Origin of the sequence: Bradyrhizobium sp. 63_E2_N1_3 (assembly GCF_052076005.1) — a bacterium.
Taxonomy (GTDB): domain Bacteria; phylum Pseudomonadota; class Alphaproteobacteria; order Rhizobiales; family Xanthobacteraceae; genus Bradyrhizobium; species Bradyrhizobium barranii.
Genome location: NZ_CP197235.1, coordinates 5,665,346 through 5,685,580 on the forward strand (window position 1 = coordinate 5,665,346; position 20,235 = coordinate 5,685,580).

Genomic DNA, 20,235 nt, shown 5'->3' on the forward strand with positions numbered 1-20,235 from the left:
GTCGGGCCTATCGGCCTAGAAAAGCGGCATCCCCCTACCGATTCCGCCCGCAAGTATGCATTAGGAGCAAATCTCTCAACCGAATTGTCGCAGATTTAACAAAGCCCCCGCGCCTGCCGTTTAACCGTTTGTCCAGCCGCGGCACGCATAGTCAGGGTTAAACCCCTTGCTCATGCCAGGTTCATTCATCGTGACATCCTTTGGACGCGTGATTTCGGTACGCGGGTCGCTCGCCCGGGTCGGGCTGCTGGCGGCAAGCCAGATGCCGGTCTCAGAAATTCGGGCCACCGTCGGCCGTTTCGTCAGCATCCGCTGCGCCAGCTCGGTGATCGTCGCCATGATCACCGAGGTGTCCTGCGAGAACCTCTCGAGCTCCGACTACATCGCCATCGCGTCGGTCGACCTGCTCGGCGAAATCCACAATGCCGCCGACAAGGCCAAGTTCCAGCGCGGCGTCACCAACTATCCGACCATCGGCGATTCCGTCGACCTGATCACGAGCCAGGAGCTGCGCACGATCTACGCGCCGACCGGATCGGACCAGATCAATGTCGGCTTCCTCCAGCAGGACCGCTCCGTCGTCGCCTATGTCGACGTCGAGGAAATGCTCTCCAAGCATTTCGCGGTGCTGGGATCGACCGGCGTCGGCAAATCCACCGGCGTGTCGCTGCTGCTCAACGAGATCCTGAAATCACGCCCGAACCTGCGCATCTTCCTGCTCGACGTGCACAACGAATATGGCCGCTGCTTCGGCGATCGCGCGCTGGTGCTCAACCCGCGGAACCTGAAGCTGCCGTTCTGGCTGTTCAACTTCGAGGAAATCGTCGACGTGCTGTTCGGCGGCCGCGCCGGCGTGCCCGAGGAGCTCGACGTCCTCGCCGAGGTGATCCCGATCGCCAAGGGCATCTACACCCAGTATCAGAACACCGATCGGCTCGGCCTGAAGCGCATCGATCCCAAGCAGGTCGGCTTCACCGTCGACACGCCGGTGCCATACCGCCTGGTCGATCTGATCTCGCTGATCGACGAGCGCATGGGCAAGCTGGAAAACCGCTCCTCTCGCATCATCTATCACAAGCTGATCTCGCGCATCGAGGCCGTCCGCAACGACCCGCGCTACGCCTTCATGTTCGACAACGCCAATGTCGGCGGCGACACCATGGCCGAGGTGATCAGCCATCTGTTCCGCCTGCCCGCCAACGGCAAGCCGATGACGGTGATGCAGCTCGCCGGCTTCCCGGCCGAGGTCATCGATTCCGTCGTCTCGGTGCTGTGCCGCATGGCCTTCGACTTCGGCCTGTGGAGCGACGGCGTGTCGCCGATGCTGTTCGTCTGCGAAGAGGCGCACCGATATGCCTCCGCCGACCGCAATGTCGGCTTCGGCCCGACCCGCAAGGCGGTGTCGCGCATCGCCAAGGAAGGCCGCAAATACGGCGTCTATCTTGGCCTCATCACCCAACGTCCAGCCGAGCTCGACGCCACCATCATCTCCCAGTGCAACACGCTGTTCACGATGCGTCTGGCCAACGAGCGCGACCAGGCGCTGCTGCGCGCCGCGGTGTCGGATGCCGCCGCGAACCTGCTGTCCTTCGTGCCATCACTCGGCACCCGCGAAGTCCTGGCGTTCGGCGAAGGCGTCGCGCTGCCGACCCGCCTGCGCTTCAAGGAGGTGCCGCCGCACCAATTGCCGCGCGGCGAAGCCACCATCTCAAGCGTGCCGTCGGTCACCTCCGGTCACGACATGCATTTCGTCGGCGCCGTGCTCGAGCGCTGGCGCGGCGCCACCTCGCAACGCGACGTGCCGAACGACCCGGTGTTCTCGCAGCCGCCCGCAAAGACGCTCGCGACCGCCGAAGCGCCGATGCTGCAGCCCTCGATGGGGCTGGACCCGGATCGCTTCTCGCTGCTGAAGAAGCCACTGCGGTAAGGAACGGACACCGCTTCGGCAAATTCCGCTGTCATGCCCCGGCTTGACCGGAGCATCCAGTACGCCGCGGCCCCTCGATTCAATCACGATCGCCTCTGGAATTTCCCGAACAGCGGACAGTCGTGAAAGACGGGGAATGCCCCCGGATATCGCGGCTCAAGGCCGCGTCTCGCGGATAGCCCAAGGCTTGTCCTTCGTGCTACCTTTGCCTTTTAGAGCCGGTTTGAGCACGCGGGGCGCGAAGATGTCCGTGGGCGGTGCCAATATTGCGGATCGTAACATCATAACGGTGCTCGCCGTCGACATGGTGGGTTCAACTCGCCACATCGCGGCTTGCGATCCCGATGAAGCTCAAGCGTTTTTGGACCAGTGGCTGGATCACATCCGCAACTCCGTGGAGCGTCTCGGGGGACAGATTGTCCACTATGCGGGAGACGGTGGCATTGCCATATTCGGCTGGCCAACCGCATATGAGGATCATGCGGATCGTGCGTGCATCGCAGCCTGGGACATTCAGAGTCATAGCCAGTCGTCCGGCCCCAGGGGAGATCCGGTCAATTTTCGCGTCGGACTTCACTCCGGCCTGGTCGGCTTACGCATAGGCGGCAAAAATGCCATCGCCCGCTTCGACGTTGCCGGAGCGACCGTGCACGTTGCTGCCAAGCTGCAGCAGGAAGCAGCGGCAGGCGAGATCAGGGTTAGCGCCGAAACCGCAAAGCTGTGCCGATCGCCACTCGGCCTTACGGCGCACAAGACGACTTCGGGAATCGCCGATCGGGTCATCGAGGCCTACACGCTAAATGCCCGGCCGGACGATGTCGATCACAACGAAATCGCCAGCCGCTATCAAAATCCGATCGTGAATCGGGTCGACGAACTTGCGGCGCTTCGGGAGCTCCTCCCGCGCCCGGGCGCCAAAAGCTGCTCCGTCACGCTGCTGGGCGAACCAGGTATCGGTAAGAGCCGCCTTGCGACAGCCGTAATGACCGAGGCACTGACATCCGACGTGCGATGCTGCGTCTTTTATGGCGGCGTACAGAAACGTGCCACCGCATTCGCCGCCGCCCGCACCTTGGTGGGCGACATGCTCGCTGCAAACAGCTCATCTTCGGATGCACATATTCGTGAGGCTCTCGCGGAACTGCACATCGAGGCAGCCGATCGCAGAAAGCTCGAAGCCCTATTCATCGCCGGAAAAGCGTCCTCTCGCCAACGATTGACCGACAATACGCAAACGCAAATTGCACGTGCACTTGTCAATGCCTTCCTCGCATTGGCGCTTGATAGACCAACTCTCTTGCTGATCGAAGACCTCCAGTGGATCGATCCGGAAAGCCGCCATTTCCTGAAATTGCTCGCGCGCGCAAGTACCCCAAAGCCGCTTTGCATATTGCTGACCGGACGTCCGGAATCATCAGACCAGTCCATGGAGATTGCGGACTCGCTCATTCATCTACAACCGCTGTCGCGGGCCTGCATGGAGGCTTTGGGACGCCAATTGTGGCCGAAAACTCGATCCCCGACCGTGTTTGCGAGAGCAATCGATCGCGCCGACGGCGTCCCCTTCGTATTGGAAGAGTTCTTGCGTTCGGCGGACGCGACGAACGCAACGAGCGAACATTCGCTGCCTCAGAGCGTCGAGTCCGTGATTCATGCGCGCCTGCAACGGCTTTCTCCGAAGTTGAAGGCATTCGTGCAGACGCTCAGCCTGCTGGGAGAGGAGGTCGAAATCCAATTGGCTACGACGGTGCTCGGCGTGGACGTAGGCGAGCTGCTGACTGCGTTGTTCGAGCTTGCCCGATTTGCTTTTGTCCATCCGCTTGCGGGTAACTCCGTGCGTTTCCGGCATCAGATCATCGCCGAGGCCTGTGCAAACACGATACCGCGTGGCCGGCGTCTGGAAATCCACCAGGCCGCTGTCCAGGCGATCATTCGGCGTTACCCGAATCTGGATGGTCGTTACGAACAGTTGGCCTTTCATGCAGAGGAAGCCGGAGATGCTGATGCTGCACTTGGCTACCTCTGGGACGCCGCCGTCGAAGCGCGCCGGAACGCCGCAGCCTCATCGCTCAGTTTGATATACGACCGGGCGCTCAAGCTCATCGAGCGTCTTGGGGAAGCCGCCGAAGAAAAATATGTCGACTTCGGTCGAATGAGCTTCGCTTCGATGCTGCAACTCGGCGAATTCAAAAAAGTAAATATGCATTTGCCACGGACGTTGGAGCTGGCGCGGCGCCAAGGCAGGATTGCTCACGTGTGCAGCGTCCAGTCGCAACTCGGGATGGTCTACTGGTTTGAGGGCCGGTATGAAGAAGGGCTGCAAATAACGAGCGAGGGACTGAGGACGGCTCGAGCGCTGAAATCGACTGCACTCATATTTTCAAATCAGACCATCATGGCAAATGTGTTGCACAGCATGGGCCACGTCCATCGCGCGATTGCGGCGATGGACGAACTGAATGAAATGCTCACAGGAGAACTCGAGACTGCCCGTCTCGGGACACCGGCCGGTCCAAAATGCACGGTTTTGGCATTCAGGAGCTGGTTCATGAATGCAACAGGTCAATATGCGGAGGCGCTCGGATTCGCATTGCGTGCATTGGAGATCGCAGTTCGCGAACAGGATTCATATGGGCAAGTGCTCGCCCGCATTACGATGGGACGAAATCTCCTCATGCTCCATCGAAATGACCAGGCTGTGGAATGCTTGTCGATTGCAAGGGAGATCGTCGAACGTAACGGCTACGATGCCAGCAAGGCCAACCTGACCGGAGCAATGGCGACCGCTCTGGCACGAACAGGCCAGGCACATCAGGCCGTCGACCTGATAGACGCCCGTATGGAGAGCGGCACGCATCTGCGGACAGGCCAGATCGAGCTCTGCCTTCTCTATGCGGGTTACGCTGAGGCTCTCGTTCGGGACGGGAAATCCGAACGTGGCCTGAGCGCCTTGGATGACGCTCTTTCCATCGCCAGGACCATCAGGAACCCATGGCTGATTGTCGAATGTCTTGGTTTGAGGGTGCGACTGCTCGCCGAGGCGAAGCCTGGCACCGCCCGCGTCGCTGAGGATCTCGCCGAGATGCACGCGATTTGCGATCAGTTTGGCATTGTTGCCTGGGACGGATCCCGGCTCGCGGTTTAGCAAGGCCGCTCGTGTCGAGACACACCAGTTCACCGGGCCCGTTTCGTGGGCTCGCCGCGCTTCAACGGGCGCGGCATGCAATCCGGGGCTCCGACCCGGAGCAACGACCTTGACGGGACTTTGCCAAGAAGTACAATCTCGAGCATCGGACGGCTATTTCTGACAGCTCTCGTCGCTACCGGGCGAGCTGCGTCTCGCCGAGCTGCGCATATCTCCACAAATTCTGATTTCGAGAAAACGGGTGGTTCAATTGTAGTTCACGGAGGCTCATGCGATGCGTCGTGTCGCTTTCCTCATTCGCTTTGCGCTGGTCGTCGCTGCAAGTTCGGGAATTGAGACCGCTCTCGGCGATCCGATATATGTCGACCAAGGCCCGACATGGACAGCGGAAGACAGGGCTGACTACTACACGCGCGACCAAGGCTCCCGCTTAATCAACCTCACCTGGTTACGGGCATTGAAAGCGAAGGACGGACAACCGTTCCTCTCGGATGGTCTTACCCGATACGGCTTTCTCCCAAATCCGGGCAATAATACCAACCTCCCCGTCGGCCTCCACACCACGGGTCCCGCAGAGTCCCAGATGGTCGGGATAACATGCTCCGCGTGTCACACGCGGCAGGTTGAAGTTGGGGGCAAGACGTACCGCATCGACGGCGGTCCGGCGTTTATGGATTTCCAGGAGTTCCTGAGCGACCTGGACAAGGCGGTAGGAGACGTAACCGCAAGCGACACGGCATTCGCTGCATTTGCTGCGGCCGTCTCCCAACCTGCGACGCCTTCTGCTGCCGATGTTGCCGCACTACGTCAGAGGGTTGATGCATGGCACCGGCGCGTTCATGCATTCGTGACCGGTACATTGCCGCCAGTTGGTTGGGGCCCCGGACGTCTGGACGCGATCGGGATCATCTTCAACCGCATATCCGGCACCGACGTTGGGCCGCCGCCCGATTTTTTGATCCCGGAGAACATGAAGATTGGCGATGCTCCGGTGCGCTATCCTTTCCTGTGGAATTCACCGATGCAGAACCAGACCGACTGGGCCGGTTTTGTGTTGAATGGAAACCGCGTCTTCGCACTAGCCCGGAACGCGGGACAGGCTCTCGCATTCGGCAACTTCGAACCAAGGCGCTCGTTCGGCCCGTTCTTCAACTATGCCAACTCCATCAACTTCGATGGACTGAAACGACTTGAGGAATTGCTCCAGAAGATGGGCCCGCCAAAATGGCCATCAGATTGGCCTATCGACTCGAAGCTGGCTAAAGACGGTCAAAAAATCTTCGAGAGGCAGTGCAGCAAGGGGTGTCACGAGAAGAAGGAAGTCCGTGCCCTGCGCGACCTGTTTGTTACGACGTGGGTGACGCCGGTTCAGAACGTCGGCACCGACACACGTCAATTCGACGAGCTTGGTTGGAGGGTGAAGACCGGCGCGCTGAAGGGAGCAGGTATCCCGTTGATCGCCAGGCACCTCGAGGAGGAGGATTATGCCGTCCACATGATGTTCAGTGCAGTCGCCGGAGCGATCCTCGACAATAAGCTGTATCTGGGGAGCGACGTCGGCCCCGGTGACGGCTTTGGCTCCTCGTTGCCTCCCAACGCCCAAAAGGCGCCCTCCACATCCCTCTCTCTGTCACCGGCTCCGGTCAAGGCGTCCATCGCGCCGCCCAGCAGCGCGCAACCTCCGAACCAGCCAGAAAGCCTGACGATCGAACCTGGGACGCTTCTTGAGCGGACCCTCAACAGAGGCGAGTATGAAGCTCGCGTGCTGGAGGGAATTTGGGCCGCGGCGCCTTATTTGCACAACGGCTCGGTGCCGACATTGGCGGAATTGCTCGTACCGCCTGCGAAGCGCATGTCACAATTCAAAGTTGGCGCGAGATACGACATCAAGAATGTTGGTCTTGACGTCACACAAGAGGGGCCAACTCGTCCAGTCACCGATTGCAATGACCTCAATTCAGGAAACAGCCGGTGCGGGCATGACTATGGCACGCGCTTGAGCGACGACGAAAAGAAGGCACTCCTCGAATATTTGAAGACTCTTTGAGAGCCTCGGCTCTGTCTGCGCTAGCCAGGATGTAGTCCGCGCATGCGCTTTGCGCTAAGGACTGCGATCGACTATGTTCCGCGCTTCCCCGAGAGCCCCATCCGGAACATCGTCATGCCCCTTCCTCCTTCACAACGCTTCCCCGCACCCGCCCTCGACACGCTCCCCGACGACATCCGCACGCGCCTGCTCGCCGTGCAGGAGAAGAGCGGCTTCGTGCCGAACGTGTTCCTGACGCTGGCGTACCGGCCCGACGAGTTCCGCGCGTTCTTCGCCTATCACGACGCGCTGATGGAGAAGGACGGCGGCCTCACCAAGGCCGAACGCGAGATGATCGTGGTCGCGACCTCGGCGGCCAACCAGTGCCAGTATTGCGTGATCGCGCACGGCGCGATCCTGCGCATCCGCGCCAAGAACCCGCTGATCGCCGACCAGGTCGCGGTGAACTATCGCAAGGCCGACATCACGCCGCGGCAAAAGGCGATGCTCGATTTCGCGATGAAGGTCTCGGCCGACGCACAGCGCGTCTCCGAGGAGGACTTCGGGGCGCTTGCACCGCACGGCTTCAGCGACGACGACATCTGGGACATCGCCGCGATCTCCGCCTTCTTCGCGCTGTCCAATCGGCTGGCAAACTTCACCGGCATGAGGCCGAACGAGGAGTTTTACCTGATGGGGCGCTTGCCGAAAAAATGACGGAGCTCGACTGGTCCGAAATCCTTGCTCGTCTCGGTGCCGCGACCGTCGCCGCCGGCGCGATCGGCCTCGACCGCGACCTGCACGGCAAACCGATCGGGCTGAAGACGCTCGGCATCGTCGGGCTCTCCACGGCGACCGTGGTTCTGCTCGCCCTGCAGCTCGCCGAGCCAACCAGGGTCGCCGATGCCACCAGCCGCGTCATCCAGGGCATCCTCACCGGCATCGGCTTTCTCGGCGCCGGCGTCATCGTGCATCAGAGCATGGGATTTCGCGTCCGCGGGCTGACCAGCGCCGCCTGCACCTTTCTCGCGGCCTGCATCGGCATCGTCTGCGGCGCCGGACAGTGGAAGATCGTCGCCGTCGCGCTGGCGCTCGCCTTCGTGCTGCTGACGGTGGGCCGCCACATCGAGCGACGGCTGCACCGCATGCTCGGCGGCAAGGGGGATGCGCACACCGCGGAGACGTCTCCGGACGCGCCGCCGCGGACCTAGCCGGCTGCGCCAGCACGCGGCTCTCACATCCGTCACGTTTTCCGTCGCTGGCTCCAGAAGCTTCCGACACCGACGATGGCGGTGACGAGCAGAACGGCAACGAAGGTCTGGATGATCGTGAAATTCAGGGCATCGCGCGCGACGAACAGCGCGGTGATGGCACCGGCAACGATGAACAGAATGCGAAAGATTGCGCTCACGGTGATGCCTCCGGGTCAGCATGACTCGGAGCCACCTGCGCCCTCGACATTCAGGCAACACCGGTTCGGCAATCATGCCGACGGACCATAGCGCCCTGCACCGATACGAATTTGCGGTAGGTCAAGTCGCCTGCGCGCCTCAAAGCGTTGGCGACTGATGCAGGTAACGGCCGTCGAAATCGGCAAGTTCCAAGAATTTCCGCTCGTCCAGCACCGTGACGCGGCCGCGGTGCAGCTCGACGATGCCCTCCTGCCGCAACTGCTTGATCACGCGGTTGGCGTGCACCCCGGTGATTCCCAGGGCTTCGCCGATCTGCTCCTGGGTCAGCGGCATCTCGAAGCTGTTGCCGTCAAGACGCCCGATGACCCGGAGGCGTTCGCGCAGCTCGATCATGACATGGGCAAGCCTTGCGGGCGCGGGACGCTGGCCGACATTGACGATCCATTCGCGAAACATGGCAGCGTCGATCAGCGTGTCTCGCCAGAACAACTCGGCGACGCTTGGACTGCGCTGGTGCAATTTTCGCAGCGTTTCGTGACTGATGAAGCCGAGCGTGCATGGCGTCAGCGTCGACAGATCGTGATCCATCACATGCAGGAACAGGCTCATCAGGTCGGGGATCTCGCCGGGGATGTGGATAGAGAGGATCTGACGCTTGCCGCTTGCTATCGTCTTGGAACGCGCACAGAAGCCATCTGCGATCAGGCAGCAATCGGTTGCGCGCTCGCCGTCGTGCACCACGGGCGCCTCCGCCGGATATTGACGAACCGCGATTGGGAGCGCCTCGATCTCCTTCACGTCGTCGTCCGAGATGCCTGAAGATGTACGCAAACGCCTGACAAGCGCAGCACGGATCGTATCGCTAGGCACGCGAGCTAGCTCCGGTTGGTATGAGGTGGGATCTGTATTGCAATCCCTGGCGCCGAAGCGCCGCTGCAATGAAAAACCCGCGATCCACGCCCCCGGTTCCAACAAAAGTTAAGGACGCCACTCGCCTCCCCATGGTTGGCTTTGCGCCGGAAAGGTGCAGCCATGACCAAGAAGCGCAACCGCACGCGACCGGCCCTGTCACTCCAGGAGCGCCTGAACAGGTTCACGCAGGACGCCCGCGCCGCGGCCAAGAAGCTGCCCGCCGGCACCGAACGCCACACACTCTTGCAGAAGGCGCGCAACGGCGAGGCAGCCGCCGAGATCGAACGCCTTCTGTCCTCACCCGGCCCGCAGCACCAGAAGTGATCGTCCCACCGTTGCGTAGCGGCGACTGCGAGGCGCTACACCGCTAGCGCTGCGCCATCAACTCGAGCGCCGGAGCAAAGCGCTCAGAGAATGTCAGCGTCTTGGCGTGGCGAACTGCAGCAAACGATGCCGAGATTCCTGCTGTGGCGACTGCGAGCAAGGCGATTACGAAAACCAGACGGCGCATTTCGGCCTCCTGTGTGAGCTCGACTACCCACCAGAGATGGGGTGGCTCTGTTTCAGGACGGTTTCATCCCTGCAGAAAATGACTTCGCTCAAGCGGCTGTGATGAGATCCGGCTTCTCGGGCCGCCGCGCCGTAACCAACTAATAATCATCGTCGTTGTCTTGCGACGGTCGCGAGCGGCAACGGGAATTTCGCGCCAGCGACCACGATCATGAATCGCAAGACTGCCGCGATAAGCAGTATTCGCGGGAACGCGGAGTCATCGAGGATTGCTCAAATGAACGTCGTCATCCGGAGGCTCAATGGTCTGTGGCACCTCGTCGTCGGCTCGTGCCAAATCCGAACGCCCTTCCTGGCAACCCAGGACCGCGCGCTGGTCGTGAGCTACGCCCGGCGCGTCTACCCCGGCGCCAAGATCTTTCAGCGCGACTGATGCGAGCGGTTGCGCCTAATCGTCATCCGCCGGCCCGCACCAGCCGGGCAGATAGATAGCGTCCTTGCTCTTGGCCGCGGACAGGGCCTTCTCGAGCGCCTTGTCGAAATTGGCATCGACCGCCTTGCGCGTCAGTTTCCGGCGCAGAAAGTCGGCCCACAGGAATTCCGAGAACGGCGTGGTATCCTTGGCGAAGCCGCCCATGCGGCGGAGCTCGCCGGCAAGGCTCCGGAACGGATCGTCCTTGAGATCGACGACCGATTTCGGCAGATCGCGGAACGGACGCCGCTCGCCCTTGGAATCGTAAGGATAGACCCAGCGCTTGTTGTCCATCACGCCCCAGAAAGCTTCGCGCTCGACCATTCTGAGGTCGCCGACCACGGTCACCAGCACTTCCTTGACGCCCTCGTCGTGCAATGCGCGGCCGAGATGATGATGGTCGATCACGTAGTAGCGCTGGTCCGGTCCGTAGACGACGGGGATCATGTGATTGCCGAGCAGGTCGGCCTGCTTCTTCTTGCCGTGCTCGCGCCAGCGCTTGCGCTTCTCCTTGACCTCGCGCATGCCGACCGTCATCTGCGTCGGCCGGAGCGACAGGATCGGCACCGGATGCACTCTCGGTTCGCGTGCGTTGGTGGTGGTCATGATGAAGGCCCCTCACATGGTTGCAACCGGTGGTCCGGTTCCCTTGATTATGCCATGGGCCCCGCGGCGGCAAAATGCGTTCGATCCGGCCGCGGATATCACAAGCAGATGTTCACGGGAGCCGACGGTGCGTGCTTCGGCGGTGTTGTTGCAACGCAACCTCCGCTTCCTGTCACCGACCTGACAGCCGGCGCCGCGTTCGCTCGCGAGCCGCTCCGGAAATATGCCATGCAAGATAGTGCGAAAGCGCAATGCACGTGCGCGTTGAGAAGATTTTCTGCAAGGCATTCACGACGTATGCTATCTAAAAACCGCTGCTTCGGAGTGATCCCCGCACCATGAAAACACAGCGGCCCATCAGCTCGGATGACGAGCACCGGGTGCTCCAGTTCAGGCCGCGCAACGCGTCTCCCCCGCCGGTCCAACGGGGCAGCGGTACCGTCCAGCCGCTGCGCGTCGCGCCCGAGCCGCTCGACCTGTCGCGCTACGAGAAGCCCCGCCCGGAACCGGACAATTTCCGCCACCGCATGCTCGCCAATATTGCGGCGCTCGCCTTCACCATCGCGCTGACCGCGATCGGGATCTGGCTCGCGGTGAGCATTGCCGACCTGCGCCGCACCCAGGATTGCGTACTGATGGGCCGCCGCGACTGCGCCAAGATCACGACGCCCCATATCTAGGCACCCCCCGGGTGAAAAGGCCGCCGACGGCATCCCCAGCCCTGTCGCCGGGGCCGCCCGGCTCCATTGAACTCAGGGCGGCGCTCCGATATACGGGCTTTCGACCCGGCCAGAGGGGGGGTTGAGGGCGTCATCGGGGCGCGATGCCCACCCACCGTTCCACTCTGGAACCTCAGACAAATATCAGCAATATATCAAAGGCTTAGTGATGTCCTCCACATTCGATCAGGTCGCTACGATCATCGCTGAAACCTGCGACATCCCGCGCGACACGATCACGCCGGATAGCCACGCCATCGATGACCTCGGCATCGACAGCCTCGATTTCCTGGACATCGCGTTCGCGATCGACAAGCAGTTCGGCATCAAGCTGCCGCTGGAAAAATGGACCCAGGAGGTCAACGACGGCAAGGCGACCACCGAGCAGTATTTCGTGCTGAAAAATCTGTGCGCCCGCATCGACGAACTGGTTGCGGCCAAGGGCGCGAGCGCCTAAGCGCGCGGTCATGCAACTCGAATACTTCCACATGATCGATCGCGTCGTCGACCTCAACGTCGACGCGAAGACGATTGTCGTCGAAGCCCTGGTCCCCAAGGAGAGCACGATCTTCGAGGGGCACTTCCCGGGCTATCCCCTGATGCCCGGCGTGCTCCTGATCGAATCGATGGCCCAGGCCTCGGGCTGGCTTCAGCTCGGCGTGCTCAAGTTCGAGCGCATGCCGATCCTGGCCGCCGTCAAGGAGGCCAAGGTCCGCGGCTCGGTCTTCCCCGGCGATCTCATGACCATCGAGGCGACCCTGTCGCATCAGGGCTCGGGCTATGCGGTGACCGAGGCCAAGATCAAGGTCGGCGGTAAGCTGCGCGCGAATTCGACGCTCACCTTCACGCAGATCCCCTTCCCCAATGCGGATATGCGCGGCTTCATGGACGCGGTCGCCAAACGCGTCGGCTTCCCGCAACAGGCCGGATCGCCATGACTGACACTGCTTCGAAGCCCGGCCAGACGGAAGTCTGGATCACCGGCATTGGCCTTGCCACCTCGCTCGGCGAAGGCCTGGACGCCAACTGGGCCGCGCTTCAGGACAAGCGCATCAATGTCGACGAGAAGGGCTTTGCGCCCTGCATCGTGCATCCCCTGATGCCTGTGACCTTCGACAGCCAGATCCCGAAGAAGGGCGACCAGCGCCAGATGGAAGCCTGGCAGCGCATCGGCACCTATGCCGCGGGCCTTGCGCTCGATTCCGCCGGGATCAAGGGCAACAAGGACATCCTGTCGAAGATCGACATGGTGGTGGCCGCCGGCGGCGGCGAGCGCGACCTCAATGTCGACTCCGGCGTGCTCACGGCCGAGGTCAAGGGCGCCAATGCGCCCGGCTTCCTCAACGAACGGCTGATGAGCGATCTCAGGCCGACGCTGTTCCTGGCCCAGCTCTCGAACCTGCTCGCCGGCAACATCGCCATCGTGCACGGTCTCGGCGGCACCTCGCGCACTTTCATGGGCGAAGAGGTCGCGGGTGCCGATGCGGCGCGCATTGCGCTCGCGCGCATCGCCTCGGGCGAGAGCGACATCGCGCTGATCGGCGGCTCCCACAATGGCGAGCGCAAAGACCTGATGGTCCTCTACGAATTCGGCGACTTCAACCTGAAAGACAAGTTTGCTCCGGTGTGGGCGCGCAAGGATCACCCCGGTTTCGCGTTGGGATCTGCCGGCGCGTTCCTGGTGCTGGAATCGAAGGCGCACGCGGAAGCGCGCGGCGCAAAGCCGTTCGCAAAGCTGTCGAGCGTCGTTGCCGACCTCGCCCGGCGCAAGCAACCCGGCGACACGGCCGCGACGCTGGAGAAGCTTTGGGAAAAGCTGCCCAGGCGCGAGGGCAAGGGCGCGATCATATCGGGCGCGACCGGCGCGGAGCCCGCGACGTCAGAGGAGCGCGGCTTCCTGAAGGGCCATGCTGACTTCCCGGTGCGTTCGACCGGCACGATGTTCGGCCACGCCATGGAAACGCAATTCCCGCTTGGCATCGCGCTCGCGGCGCTGTCGATCTCGCGCGGTGCGCTGTTCCCGCCGAACGATTCCACCGGGACCGAGATTGAAATGCAGGGCGCGCCCACCCAGATTGTGGTGGTGGGGGCCGGACACTGGCGCGGCGAGGGCATGGCTCTGGTCGAGGCCGTAAGCTGAAGCGCGTCGCGCTTTGGCGGATGCTCTAGCTCAATCGGGGGATCGACATGACTGCACCACGCGACAAACTCGGGCGTCCCGTCGTCGTCGTCACCGGCATGGGCATCATGACCTCGCTCGGCAACGGCAAGGCCGACAATTGGGCGAAGCTCGTGGCCGGCGAATCCGGCATCCGCACCATCACGCGCTTTCCGGTCGACGGCCTGAGGACGACGATGGCCGGCACGGTCGATTTCGTCAGCGTCGATCCGTTCTCCTCCACCGGCCTGTCCGAGCGGATGGCTGAGCTCGTCACGCAGGAAGCGCTCGCGCAGGCCGGCATCGGCGCCAAGGCCGATTTCCCCGGTCCGCTCTTCCTTGCGGTTGCACCGGTCGAAGTCGAGTGGCCGCAGCGCCGTGAGCTCGGCCGTGCCGTCGGCGCGCAGGATATCACCTATGACGATCTGCTGCGCATCTCCGGCGGCGGCAAGTACAGCGCCTATCACCACCGCTTCATGTTCGGCTCGGTAGCAGCTTATCTCGCCGAGACCTTCGGCACCAAGGGCTCGCCGATCTCGCTGTCGACGGCCTGCGCCTCGGGCGCGACCTCGATCCAGCTCGGCGTCGAGGCGATCCGCCGCGGCGAGACCGATGCCGCGCTGTGCGTGGCAACCGACGGCACCGTGAACCCCGAAGCTCTCGTGCGGTTCTCGCTGCTCTCGGCGCTGTCGACCCAGAACGATCCGCCGCAGGCGGCCTCCCGCCCCTTCTCCAAGAACCGCGACGGTTTTGTCATGGCCGAAGGCGCCGGCGCCCTCGTGCTGGAAAGCTACGAAGCAGCGACCGCGCGCGGCGCAAAAATCCTCGGCGTGATCGCCGGCTGCGGCGAGCTCACCGATTCCTTCCACCGCACCCGCTCTTCGCCTGATGGCAAGCCGATCATCGGCTGCATGAACAAGACGCTGGCCGATGCCGGCATGACGCCGGACCAGATCGACCACATCAACGCGCACGGCACCGCGACGCCCGAGAACGACAAGATGGAGTTCAACACGACATCGGCCGTGTTCGGCGATCTCGCGCAGAAGATCCCGGTGACCTCCAACAAGTCGATGGTCGGCCACACCATCTCGGCCGCGGGCGCGGTCGAAGCGATCTTCTCGCTGCTCACCCTCGAGCATCAGCGCATTCCGCCGACGATCAACTACGACAATCCGGATCCCACGATCCTGTTCGACGTCGTCGGCAACAAGGCGCGCGATGCCCGCGTCACCGCGGTCATGTCGAACTCGTTCGGCTTCGGCGGCCAGAACGCCTCGCTGATCCTGACCCGCGAACCGGCCTGACCGGACGCATGGCGCTGTTACCTGCGAGCATCAAGGCCCGCGCGCGGGAGGCTGCCAAGTCGCTCGGCGGAAGCCTGATCGGGGCCACCACCGTCGGCATGCTGCGCACCACGCGCTATTTCGATCCGGCCAAGACCTCGGACTTCTTCTCCCGCGTGGTGAAGACGATCGGCCCGCGCCTGCGCGAGCACCGCATCGGCCGCGCCAACCTCACCGTGGCATTTCCGGAGAAGTCGCCGGAAGAAATCGAAACCATCCTGATGGGCGTGTGGGACAATCTCGGCCGCGTCGGTGCCGAATTCGCCCATATGGACCAAGTCTGGGATTACGACCGCGATCATCCGGAAAAGAGCCGGATCGAACTGCCCCAGCGCAGCATCGAGCTGTTCGACCAGATCCGCGACGACGGCAAGCCGGCGCTGATCTTTGCAGCCCATCTCGCCAACTGGGAACTGCCGGCGCTCGCCGCCGTCGCGCATGGGCTGGACACTGCGATCCTCTATCGCCGGCCGAACATCGCCTCTGCCGACCGCATCATCCAGGAGATGCGCCAGGTCAACATGGGCACGCTGATCGCTGCGGGGCGCGACGCGCCTTTGCGCCTCGCGCAGGCGCTGAAGGACGGCAAGCACGTCGCCATGCTGATCGACCAGTACCTGACCGGCGGCGTCGAGGTCACCTTCTTCGGCCGCAAGACCCGCGCCAATCCGATGCTGGCGCGCCTGCTGCGCCAGGTCGAATGCCCGATCCACGGCGTCCGTATCATCCGCCTGCCCGGCAACCGTTTCCGCGGCGAGCTGACCGAGGAGATCCCGCCGGTGCGCGACGCCGACGGCAAGATCGACATCCAGGGCACGACGCAGGCGATCACAAGCGTGGTGGAAGGCTGGGTGCGCGAGCATCCCGAGCAGTGGCTGTGGCTGCACAGACGGTGGCGGTAGCGAGCCGCCAAACGGCTAACGCGGCTACCTATTCCTCATCCTGAGGAGCGCGAAACGCGCGTCTCGAAGGATGCAGGCCCGGCCGGTGGCCTCGCCCTTCGAGACGCGCGCGAAGAGCGCGCTCCTCAGGGTGAGGGTCTGGCCTTCTCTCTACCGAAAGACTTCGTCCCAAACAAAAAGGCCCCGGCGCATGACCGGGGCCTTCGCGTTCAAGCTCTCGAACCGTTCAGTACTTCGCGACCACCGGTCCACCGAACGTGTAGTTCACGCGCACCGTGCCGATGTCGATGTCCTGGCCGATGCGGTGGGTGCTTGGCGGCGCGGCGAAGGGGGCAATGGTGTTCGTGGTCACGTCCCGGCTGCCCATGAACAGATGATCGTATTCGACAGCGACAGACCAGCCCGGCGCGAAGCCGAACTCGATTCCCGCTCCCACGGTCCCTCCCCAGCGCGTCTCGGAGCCGACGGCACCGGTCTGGCCGGCGACGACGGCGAAGAACGGCGCGAGAGCGGCCGCGCCGGCCGGCGTCACCGTGAGCGAGTATTTGTCGTGAACGACGGCCGCACCGCCCTTGGCATAGAGCAGCACGTTGTTGAAGGCGTATCCGACCTGCCCCGTGAACAGGCCGAAGGCGTCGACCTTGGTGACGTCGTTGAGGAGAGAGGTGGTACCAAAGACGGCATACTGGCTCGCGTTGCTGCCCCTAAAATCGGCCCAGTTGCCCTGCGCTTCCAGGCCGAACACCCAGTTGGCCGCCTGCCAGCGATAGCCGATCTGTCCACCGACGGTGGCGCCTGTCGCGTTGTGGCACCCCTCGGGAACTGACGGCACGATCGGGAAGCCGGAATCGTTGAAGATGTCCCAGCAGGTGTGCGCAGAACCGCCGCCACCGTTGATACCGAGATAGAGACCGCCCCAATTGTAGACCGGCGCCACGACAGGAGCCTTGGTGTAACGCGGGGCCATGTCAGCCGCCGACGCCGCGGTGACGAACAGCAACGAGCCGGCCGCAGCCAGAACAAATTTCTTCATCGGGGCAATTCCTATGAACGAATGTATTCCGGTTCCATACACCGGAACAGCGCCGGACGCTGTCACCCCACGGACACATCCGGATACCATCGCAACGACGTCAGGTTGTATGCGCAATCTGAGAAGACCGGCCGCAGATCGGCACCGCGCGCGCTGCTTCAGGTCATTGCGTCCGCGCGTCGATGAAGCCCAGGCGTCATCGCGACTTAAGCACCGCCACCGCCGGCGACCCGCAGGTGACGCTTCTACTGTGCATGGGGTTGTTTTGCAGATTTTGGCTTCCGGGCGGTCCCCAGAGCGACTACCGCCCTGTCTTCACCTTGGTCCACAGCCGATTGATCACCCGCTGGGTCGCAGGCTCACGCGCCGTGATGACGAACAGTTTTGCGAGCGTCGCCTCGTCCGGATAGATGTTCTTGTCGTTCAGGATTTTCGGATCGACCAACTTCTGGCTGGCGAGGTTGCCGTTGGCGTAGGACAAAAAGTCCGAATTCTTGGCGGCAACGTCAGGACGGTAGAGATAGTTGATCAGCTCGTAGGCTTCCTTGACGTTCTTGGCATCCGCGGGGATCGCGAGATTGTCGAAGAACATCTGCGCGCCCTCCTTCGGGATGGCGTAGCCGATCTCGATGCCACCCTTCGCTTCGGCGGCGCGTGCGCGCGCCTGCATGATGTCGCCGGACCAGCCGACCACGAAGCAGATCTCGCCGGTGGCGAGCGCGCTGAGATATTCGGACGAATGAAACTTGCGCACGGAAGGGCGGACCTTCGCGACGATTTCGGCGGCCTTCTCGAGGTCGGCCTGCTTGGTCGAGTTCGGATCGAGCCCGAGATAGTTCAGCGCCGCGGGGAAGATGTCGTCGGCGGAGTCGAGCATGTGGACGCCGCAGTCCTTGAACCTCGCCAAATTCTCCGGCTTGAAGACGATGTCCCAGCTGTCGATCTTCGCGTCGGGCCCGAGGATCTGCTTCACCTTGGCGACGTTGTAGCCGATGCCCGTCGTGCCCCACATGTAGTTGGCGGCGTAGACATTGCCAGGATCGTAAATGCCAAGGCGCTCGGTCACCACCGGCCAGGCATTGGAGAGGTTCGGCAGCTTCGACTTGTCGAGCTTCTGGAGGATGTTGGCCTTGATCTGGCGCTGGAGGAAATAGGCGGTCGGCACCACGACGTCATAGCCGGACTTGCCGGCCATCAGGCGCGTCTCCAGCGTCTCGTTGGCATCGAACGTGTCGTAGACCACCTTGATGCCGGTCTCCTTGGTGAAGGCATCAAGGACGTCAGGCGCCATGTAGTTGGACCAGTTGTAGAAGTTGACGACCCGCTCCTCGGCCCCTGCGGGGCCAGAAAGCAACGTCAGCGCCGCGGCGATTGCAAAACCAAGGCAAAGCCTGGAGCGGCCGACGTTCGTCATCTTTCCTACCTCTTGCGTCCGCGCACCGCGTCCGACAACCGCTCCAGCGCGGTGTCGAGCGTCTCGTCCTTCTTGGCAAAGCAGAAGCGGACCACGGAGGTCACCGCGTCCTGCTCGTAGAAGGCCGACACCGGGATCGCCGCGACCTTGTAGTCTTTCACGATCCGCCAGCAGAACTCGGTGTCGCTCTCGTTCAGCCCGAGCGGCGACAGGTCGACGGTGAGGAAGTAGGTGCCCTGCGACTTCAGCACGGGGAAGCCGAGGCTCTCCAGTCCCCTGGTCAGGCGGTCCCTGCTCCGCGTCAGGTCCTTCCGCATCGACAGGAAGTAGTCGTCGGACTTGCCGAGCCCATAGGCGACGGCGGCCTGGAGGTTCGGCGCGGTGGTGAAGGTCAGGAACTGGTGCACCTTGGCGGCCACCCGCAGCAGCGGCGGCGCGGCGCAGACGAAGCCGATCTTCCAGCCGGTCAGCGAGAAGATCTTTCCGGCCGAGCCGACCTTGATGGTGCGGTCGCGCATGCCGGGGATGGTGATCAGCGGGACGTGCTTGTGCTCGTCGAAGGTGACGTGCTCCCAGACCTCGTCGCAGATCGCGATGACGTCGAACTCCTGGCAGTAGCGGGCGAGCAGCTCGAGGTCCTCGCGCGGATAGACCACTGCGGAGGGATTCAGGGGATTGTTGAAGAGCACCGCCTTGGTCTTTGAATTGAAGACGCTTTTCAGCATGTCCTCATTCAGCCGCCAGTGCGGCGGCTCGAGGCGGACCAGGCGCGGAATGCCGCCGGCCTGGCGGATGATCGGCAGGTAGGAATCATAGACCGGCTGGAAGCAGACCACCTCGTCGCCGGGCTGGACCACCGCGAGGATCGCCGAGGTCAGCGCCTCGGTGCCGCCGGAGGTCACCATCACCTCGCTCATCGGATCGAGCTTGAGGCCGTGCCAGTGACCGTAATGGGTCGCGATCGCCTGGCGCAGCTCCGGCAGGCCCATCATCGAGGGGTACTGGTTGTAGCCGTTCAGCGAGGCATCGGCCGCGGCGCGGCGGATGTCCTCAGGCCCGGGATCATCAGGAAAGCCCTGGCCGAGATTGATGGCGTTGTTGTCGCGCGCGGCCTGCGACATCGCCTCGAAGATGGTGACGGGAAGGTCGGCAAAGACCTTGTTCAGCGAGGAGCTCTTGGTCGTCATCGCGAGGTCAGCCACCGACCTTGCTGGGAAGACCCGCCGCCTTCCACCCCAGCATGCCGCCGGCCAGATGCTTGTCGTAAGGCAGCCCCGCCGCCTGCGCCGCGAGCGAGGCCGTCACCGAGCGTTTTCCGGAGCGGCAGGCGAACACGACCTCCTTGCCCTGGGGATCGGGGATCGCCTTGGGATCGAAGGTCGAGAGCGGCACGACAACGCCGTAAGGATAGGCCTCGGCGTCGACCTCGTTCGGCTCGCGCACGTCGACAAGGAGATAGCGCCCTTCCGCGACACCCTTGGAGACCTCGTCCGGGGTCAGATCCTGTACCTGGTTTGCCACATCATCCTCCAACGTCACGAGCCGCCTGCCGGGGCGATCCCGGCGGGCGGCAACCTCGCCTCTCGGCAGCCGAAAATCAAGCGCTACAAAGGCTTGAGCTGCATGCCGCAAGTTAAAGCTAAATCGCAGCGA

At 62.9% G+C, this 20,235-nt stretch carries 22 protein-coding genes; 13 read left to right on the plus strand and 9 right to left on the minus strand.

Annotated features, from left to right (window positions below):
• Positions 1-120 precede the first annotated feature (120 nt).
• Positions 121-339 (minus strand): hypothetical protein, encoded by a 219-nt coding sequence (locus AB7531_RS27375; RefSeq protein ID WP_231144588.1) that lies wholly within the window; start codon positions 337-339, stop codon positions 121-123.
• Between AB7531_RS27375 and AB7531_RS27380 the strand changes: the two genes are divergently transcribed.
• The 5 genes from AB7531_RS27380 to AB7531_RS27400 all read left to right on the plus strand — a co-directional run bounded on the left by AB7531_RS27380 (position 338) and on the right by AB7531_RS27400 (position 8,309).
• On the plus strand, positions 338-1,927 hold the full coding sequence (locus AB7531_RS27380; protein WP_224580704.1) for an ATP-binding protein: 1,590 nt from the start codon (positions 338-340) through the stop codon (positions 1,925-1,927). The two genes, AB7531_RS27375 and AB7531_RS27380, sit on opposite strands and share 2 nt — an antisense overlap.
• A gap of 136 nt (positions 1,928-2,063) precedes the next feature.
• Complete coding sequence (locus AB7531_RS27385) at positions 2,064-5,072, plus strand: ATP-binding protein (protein ID WP_063983959.1); 3,009 nt, start codon at positions 2,064-2,066, stop codon at positions 5,070-5,072.
• Between the two features lie 274 nt (positions 5,073-5,346).
• Positions 5,347-7,119 (plus strand): di-heme-cytochrome C peroxidase, encoded by a 1,773-nt coding sequence (locus tag AB7531_RS27390; RefSeq protein ID WP_063983960.1) that lies wholly within the window; start codon positions 5,347-5,349, stop codon positions 7,117-7,119.
• Between the two features lie 114 nt (positions 7,120-7,233).
• On the plus strand, positions 7,234-7,815 hold the full coding sequence (locus AB7531_RS27395) for a peroxidase-related enzyme (RefSeq protein ID WP_063986449.1): 582 nt from the start codon (positions 7,234-7,236) through the stop codon (positions 7,813-7,815).
• Positions 7,812-8,309, plus strand: a complete 498-nt coding sequence (locus tag AB7531_RS27400) for an MgtC/SapB family protein (RefSeq protein WP_063983961.1) — start codon at positions 7,812-7,814, stop codon at positions 8,307-8,309. The genes AB7531_RS27395 and AB7531_RS27400 overlap by 4 nt, the downstream gene beginning before the upstream one ends.
• 32 nt (positions 8,310-8,341) lie before the next feature.
• On the opposite strand, the gene AB7531_RS27405 is transcribed toward AB7531_RS27400, so the two are convergent.
• Positions 8,342-8,509: a hypothetical protein gene (locus AB7531_RS27405; RefSeq protein WP_166094532.1), complete on the minus strand. Its 168-nt coding sequence runs from the start codon at positions 8,507-8,509 to the stop codon at positions 8,342-8,344.
• Between the two features lie 139 nt (positions 8,510-8,648).
• The gene (locus AB7531_RS27410; RefSeq protein WP_063983962.1) at positions 8,649-9,380 is read right to left on the minus strand and encodes a Crp/Fnr family transcriptional regulator; all 732 of its coding nucleotides are present in this window, start codon (positions 9,378-9,380) and stop codon (positions 8,649-8,651) included.
• 162 nt (positions 9,381-9,542) lie between these two features.
• On the opposite strand from AB7531_RS27410, the gene AB7531_RS27415 reads away from it, so the two are divergent.
• A complete protein-coding gene (locus AB7531_RS27415) occupies positions 9,543-9,746 on the plus strand; it encodes a hypothetical protein (protein ID WP_063983963.1) in 204 nt (67 codons plus the stop codon).
• Between the two features lie 43 nt (positions 9,747-9,789).
• Here the strand turns inward: AB7531_RS27415 and AB7531_RS27420 are convergent, their stop codons facing one another.
• Positions 9,790-9,933: a hypothetical protein gene (locus AB7531_RS27420; RefSeq protein ID WP_166094525.1), complete on the minus strand. Its 144-nt coding sequence runs from the start codon at positions 9,931-9,933 to the stop codon at positions 9,790-9,792.
• Positions 9,934-10,209: 276 nt separating this feature from the next.
• On the opposite strand from AB7531_RS27420, the gene AB7531_RS27425 reads away from it, so the two are divergent.
• Positions 10,210-10,365: a hypothetical protein gene (locus AB7531_RS27425; RefSeq protein WP_166094517.1), complete on the plus strand. Its 156-nt coding sequence runs from the start codon at positions 10,210-10,212 to the stop codon at positions 10,363-10,365.
• 15 nt (positions 10,366-10,380) lie between these two features.
• On the opposite strand, the gene AB7531_RS27430 is transcribed toward AB7531_RS27425, so the two are convergent.
• Positions 10,381-11,010, minus strand: a complete 630-nt coding sequence (locus tag AB7531_RS27430) for a ParB-like protein (RefSeq protein WP_063983964.1) — start codon at positions 11,008-11,010, stop codon at positions 10,381-10,383.
• Between the two features lie 338 nt (positions 11,011-11,348).
• Here AB7531_RS27430 and AB7531_RS27435 point away from each other — a divergent pair, with 338 nt between their 5' ends.
• From AB7531_RS27435 to AB7531_RS27460, 6 genes are all read left to right on the plus strand, one after another.
• Positions 11,349-11,690 (plus strand): hypothetical protein, encoded by a 342-nt coding sequence (locus tag AB7531_RS27435; RefSeq protein WP_063983965.1) that lies wholly within the window; start codon positions 11,349-11,351, stop codon positions 11,688-11,690.
• Between the two features lie 208 nt (positions 11,691-11,898).
• Positions 11,899-12,186, plus strand: coding sequence for an acyl carrier protein (locus AB7531_RS27440; RefSeq protein WP_007592476.1), 288 nt, complete (start codon positions 11,899-11,901; stop codon positions 12,184-12,186).
• Positions 12,187-12,196: 10 nt separating this feature from the next.
• The gene (locus AB7531_RS27445) at positions 12,197-12,667 is read left to right on the plus strand and encodes a 3-hydroxyacyl-ACP dehydratase FabZ family protein (protein WP_063983966.1); all 471 of its coding nucleotides are present in this window, start codon (positions 12,197-12,199) and stop codon (positions 12,665-12,667) included.
• The gene (locus AB7531_RS27450) at positions 12,664-13,869 is read left to right on the plus strand and encodes a beta-ketoacyl-ACP synthase (RefSeq protein ID WP_063983967.1); all 1,206 of its coding nucleotides are present in this window, start codon (positions 12,664-12,666) and stop codon (positions 13,867-13,869) included. The genes AB7531_RS27445 and AB7531_RS27450 overlap by 4 nt, the downstream gene beginning before the upstream one ends.
• 47 nt (positions 13,870-13,916) lie before the next feature.
• The gene (locus AB7531_RS27455) at positions 13,917-15,194 is read left to right on the plus strand and encodes a beta-ketoacyl-ACP synthase (RefSeq protein ID WP_063983968.1); all 1,278 of its coding nucleotides are present in this window, start codon (positions 13,917-13,919) and stop codon (positions 15,192-15,194) included.
• 8 nt (positions 15,195-15,202) lie between these two features.
• Positions 15,203-16,135: a lipid A biosynthesis lauroyl acyltransferase gene (locus AB7531_RS27460; protein WP_063983969.1), complete on the plus strand. Its 933-nt coding sequence runs from the start codon at positions 15,203-15,205 to the stop codon at positions 16,133-16,135.
• A gap of 226 nt (positions 16,136-16,361) precedes the next feature.
• Here the strand turns inward: AB7531_RS27460 and AB7531_RS27465 are convergent, their stop codons facing one another.
• The 4 genes from AB7531_RS27465 to AB7531_RS27480 all read right to left on the minus strand — a co-directional run bounded on the left by AB7531_RS27465 (position 16,362) and on the right by AB7531_RS27480 (position 20,103).
• Positions 16,362-17,168, minus strand: a complete 807-nt coding sequence (locus AB7531_RS27465) for an outer membrane protein (protein ID WP_063983970.1) — start codon at positions 17,166-17,168, stop codon at positions 16,362-16,364.
• A gap of 301 nt (positions 17,169-17,469) precedes the next feature.
• Positions 17,470-18,582, minus strand: coding sequence for a polyamine ABC transporter substrate-binding protein (locus AB7531_RS27470; RefSeq protein ID WP_231144586.1), 1,113 nt, complete (start codon positions 18,580-18,582; stop codon positions 17,470-17,472).
• 5 nt (positions 18,583-18,587) lie between these two features.
• Positions 18,588-19,769: an aminotransferase gene (locus AB7531_RS27475; RefSeq protein ID WP_063986450.1), complete on the minus strand. Its 1,182-nt coding sequence runs from the start codon at positions 19,767-19,769 to the stop codon at positions 18,588-18,590.
• Between the two features lie 7 nt (positions 19,770-19,776).
• Positions 19,777-20,103 carry a rhodanese-like domain-containing protein gene (locus tag AB7531_RS27480; RefSeq protein WP_028170872.1) on the minus strand — a complete coding sequence of 109 codons (327 nt, stop codon included), beginning with the start codon at positions 20,101-20,103 and terminating at the stop codon, positions 19,777-19,779.
• Between the last annotated feature and the right edge of the window lie 132 nt (positions 20,104-20,235).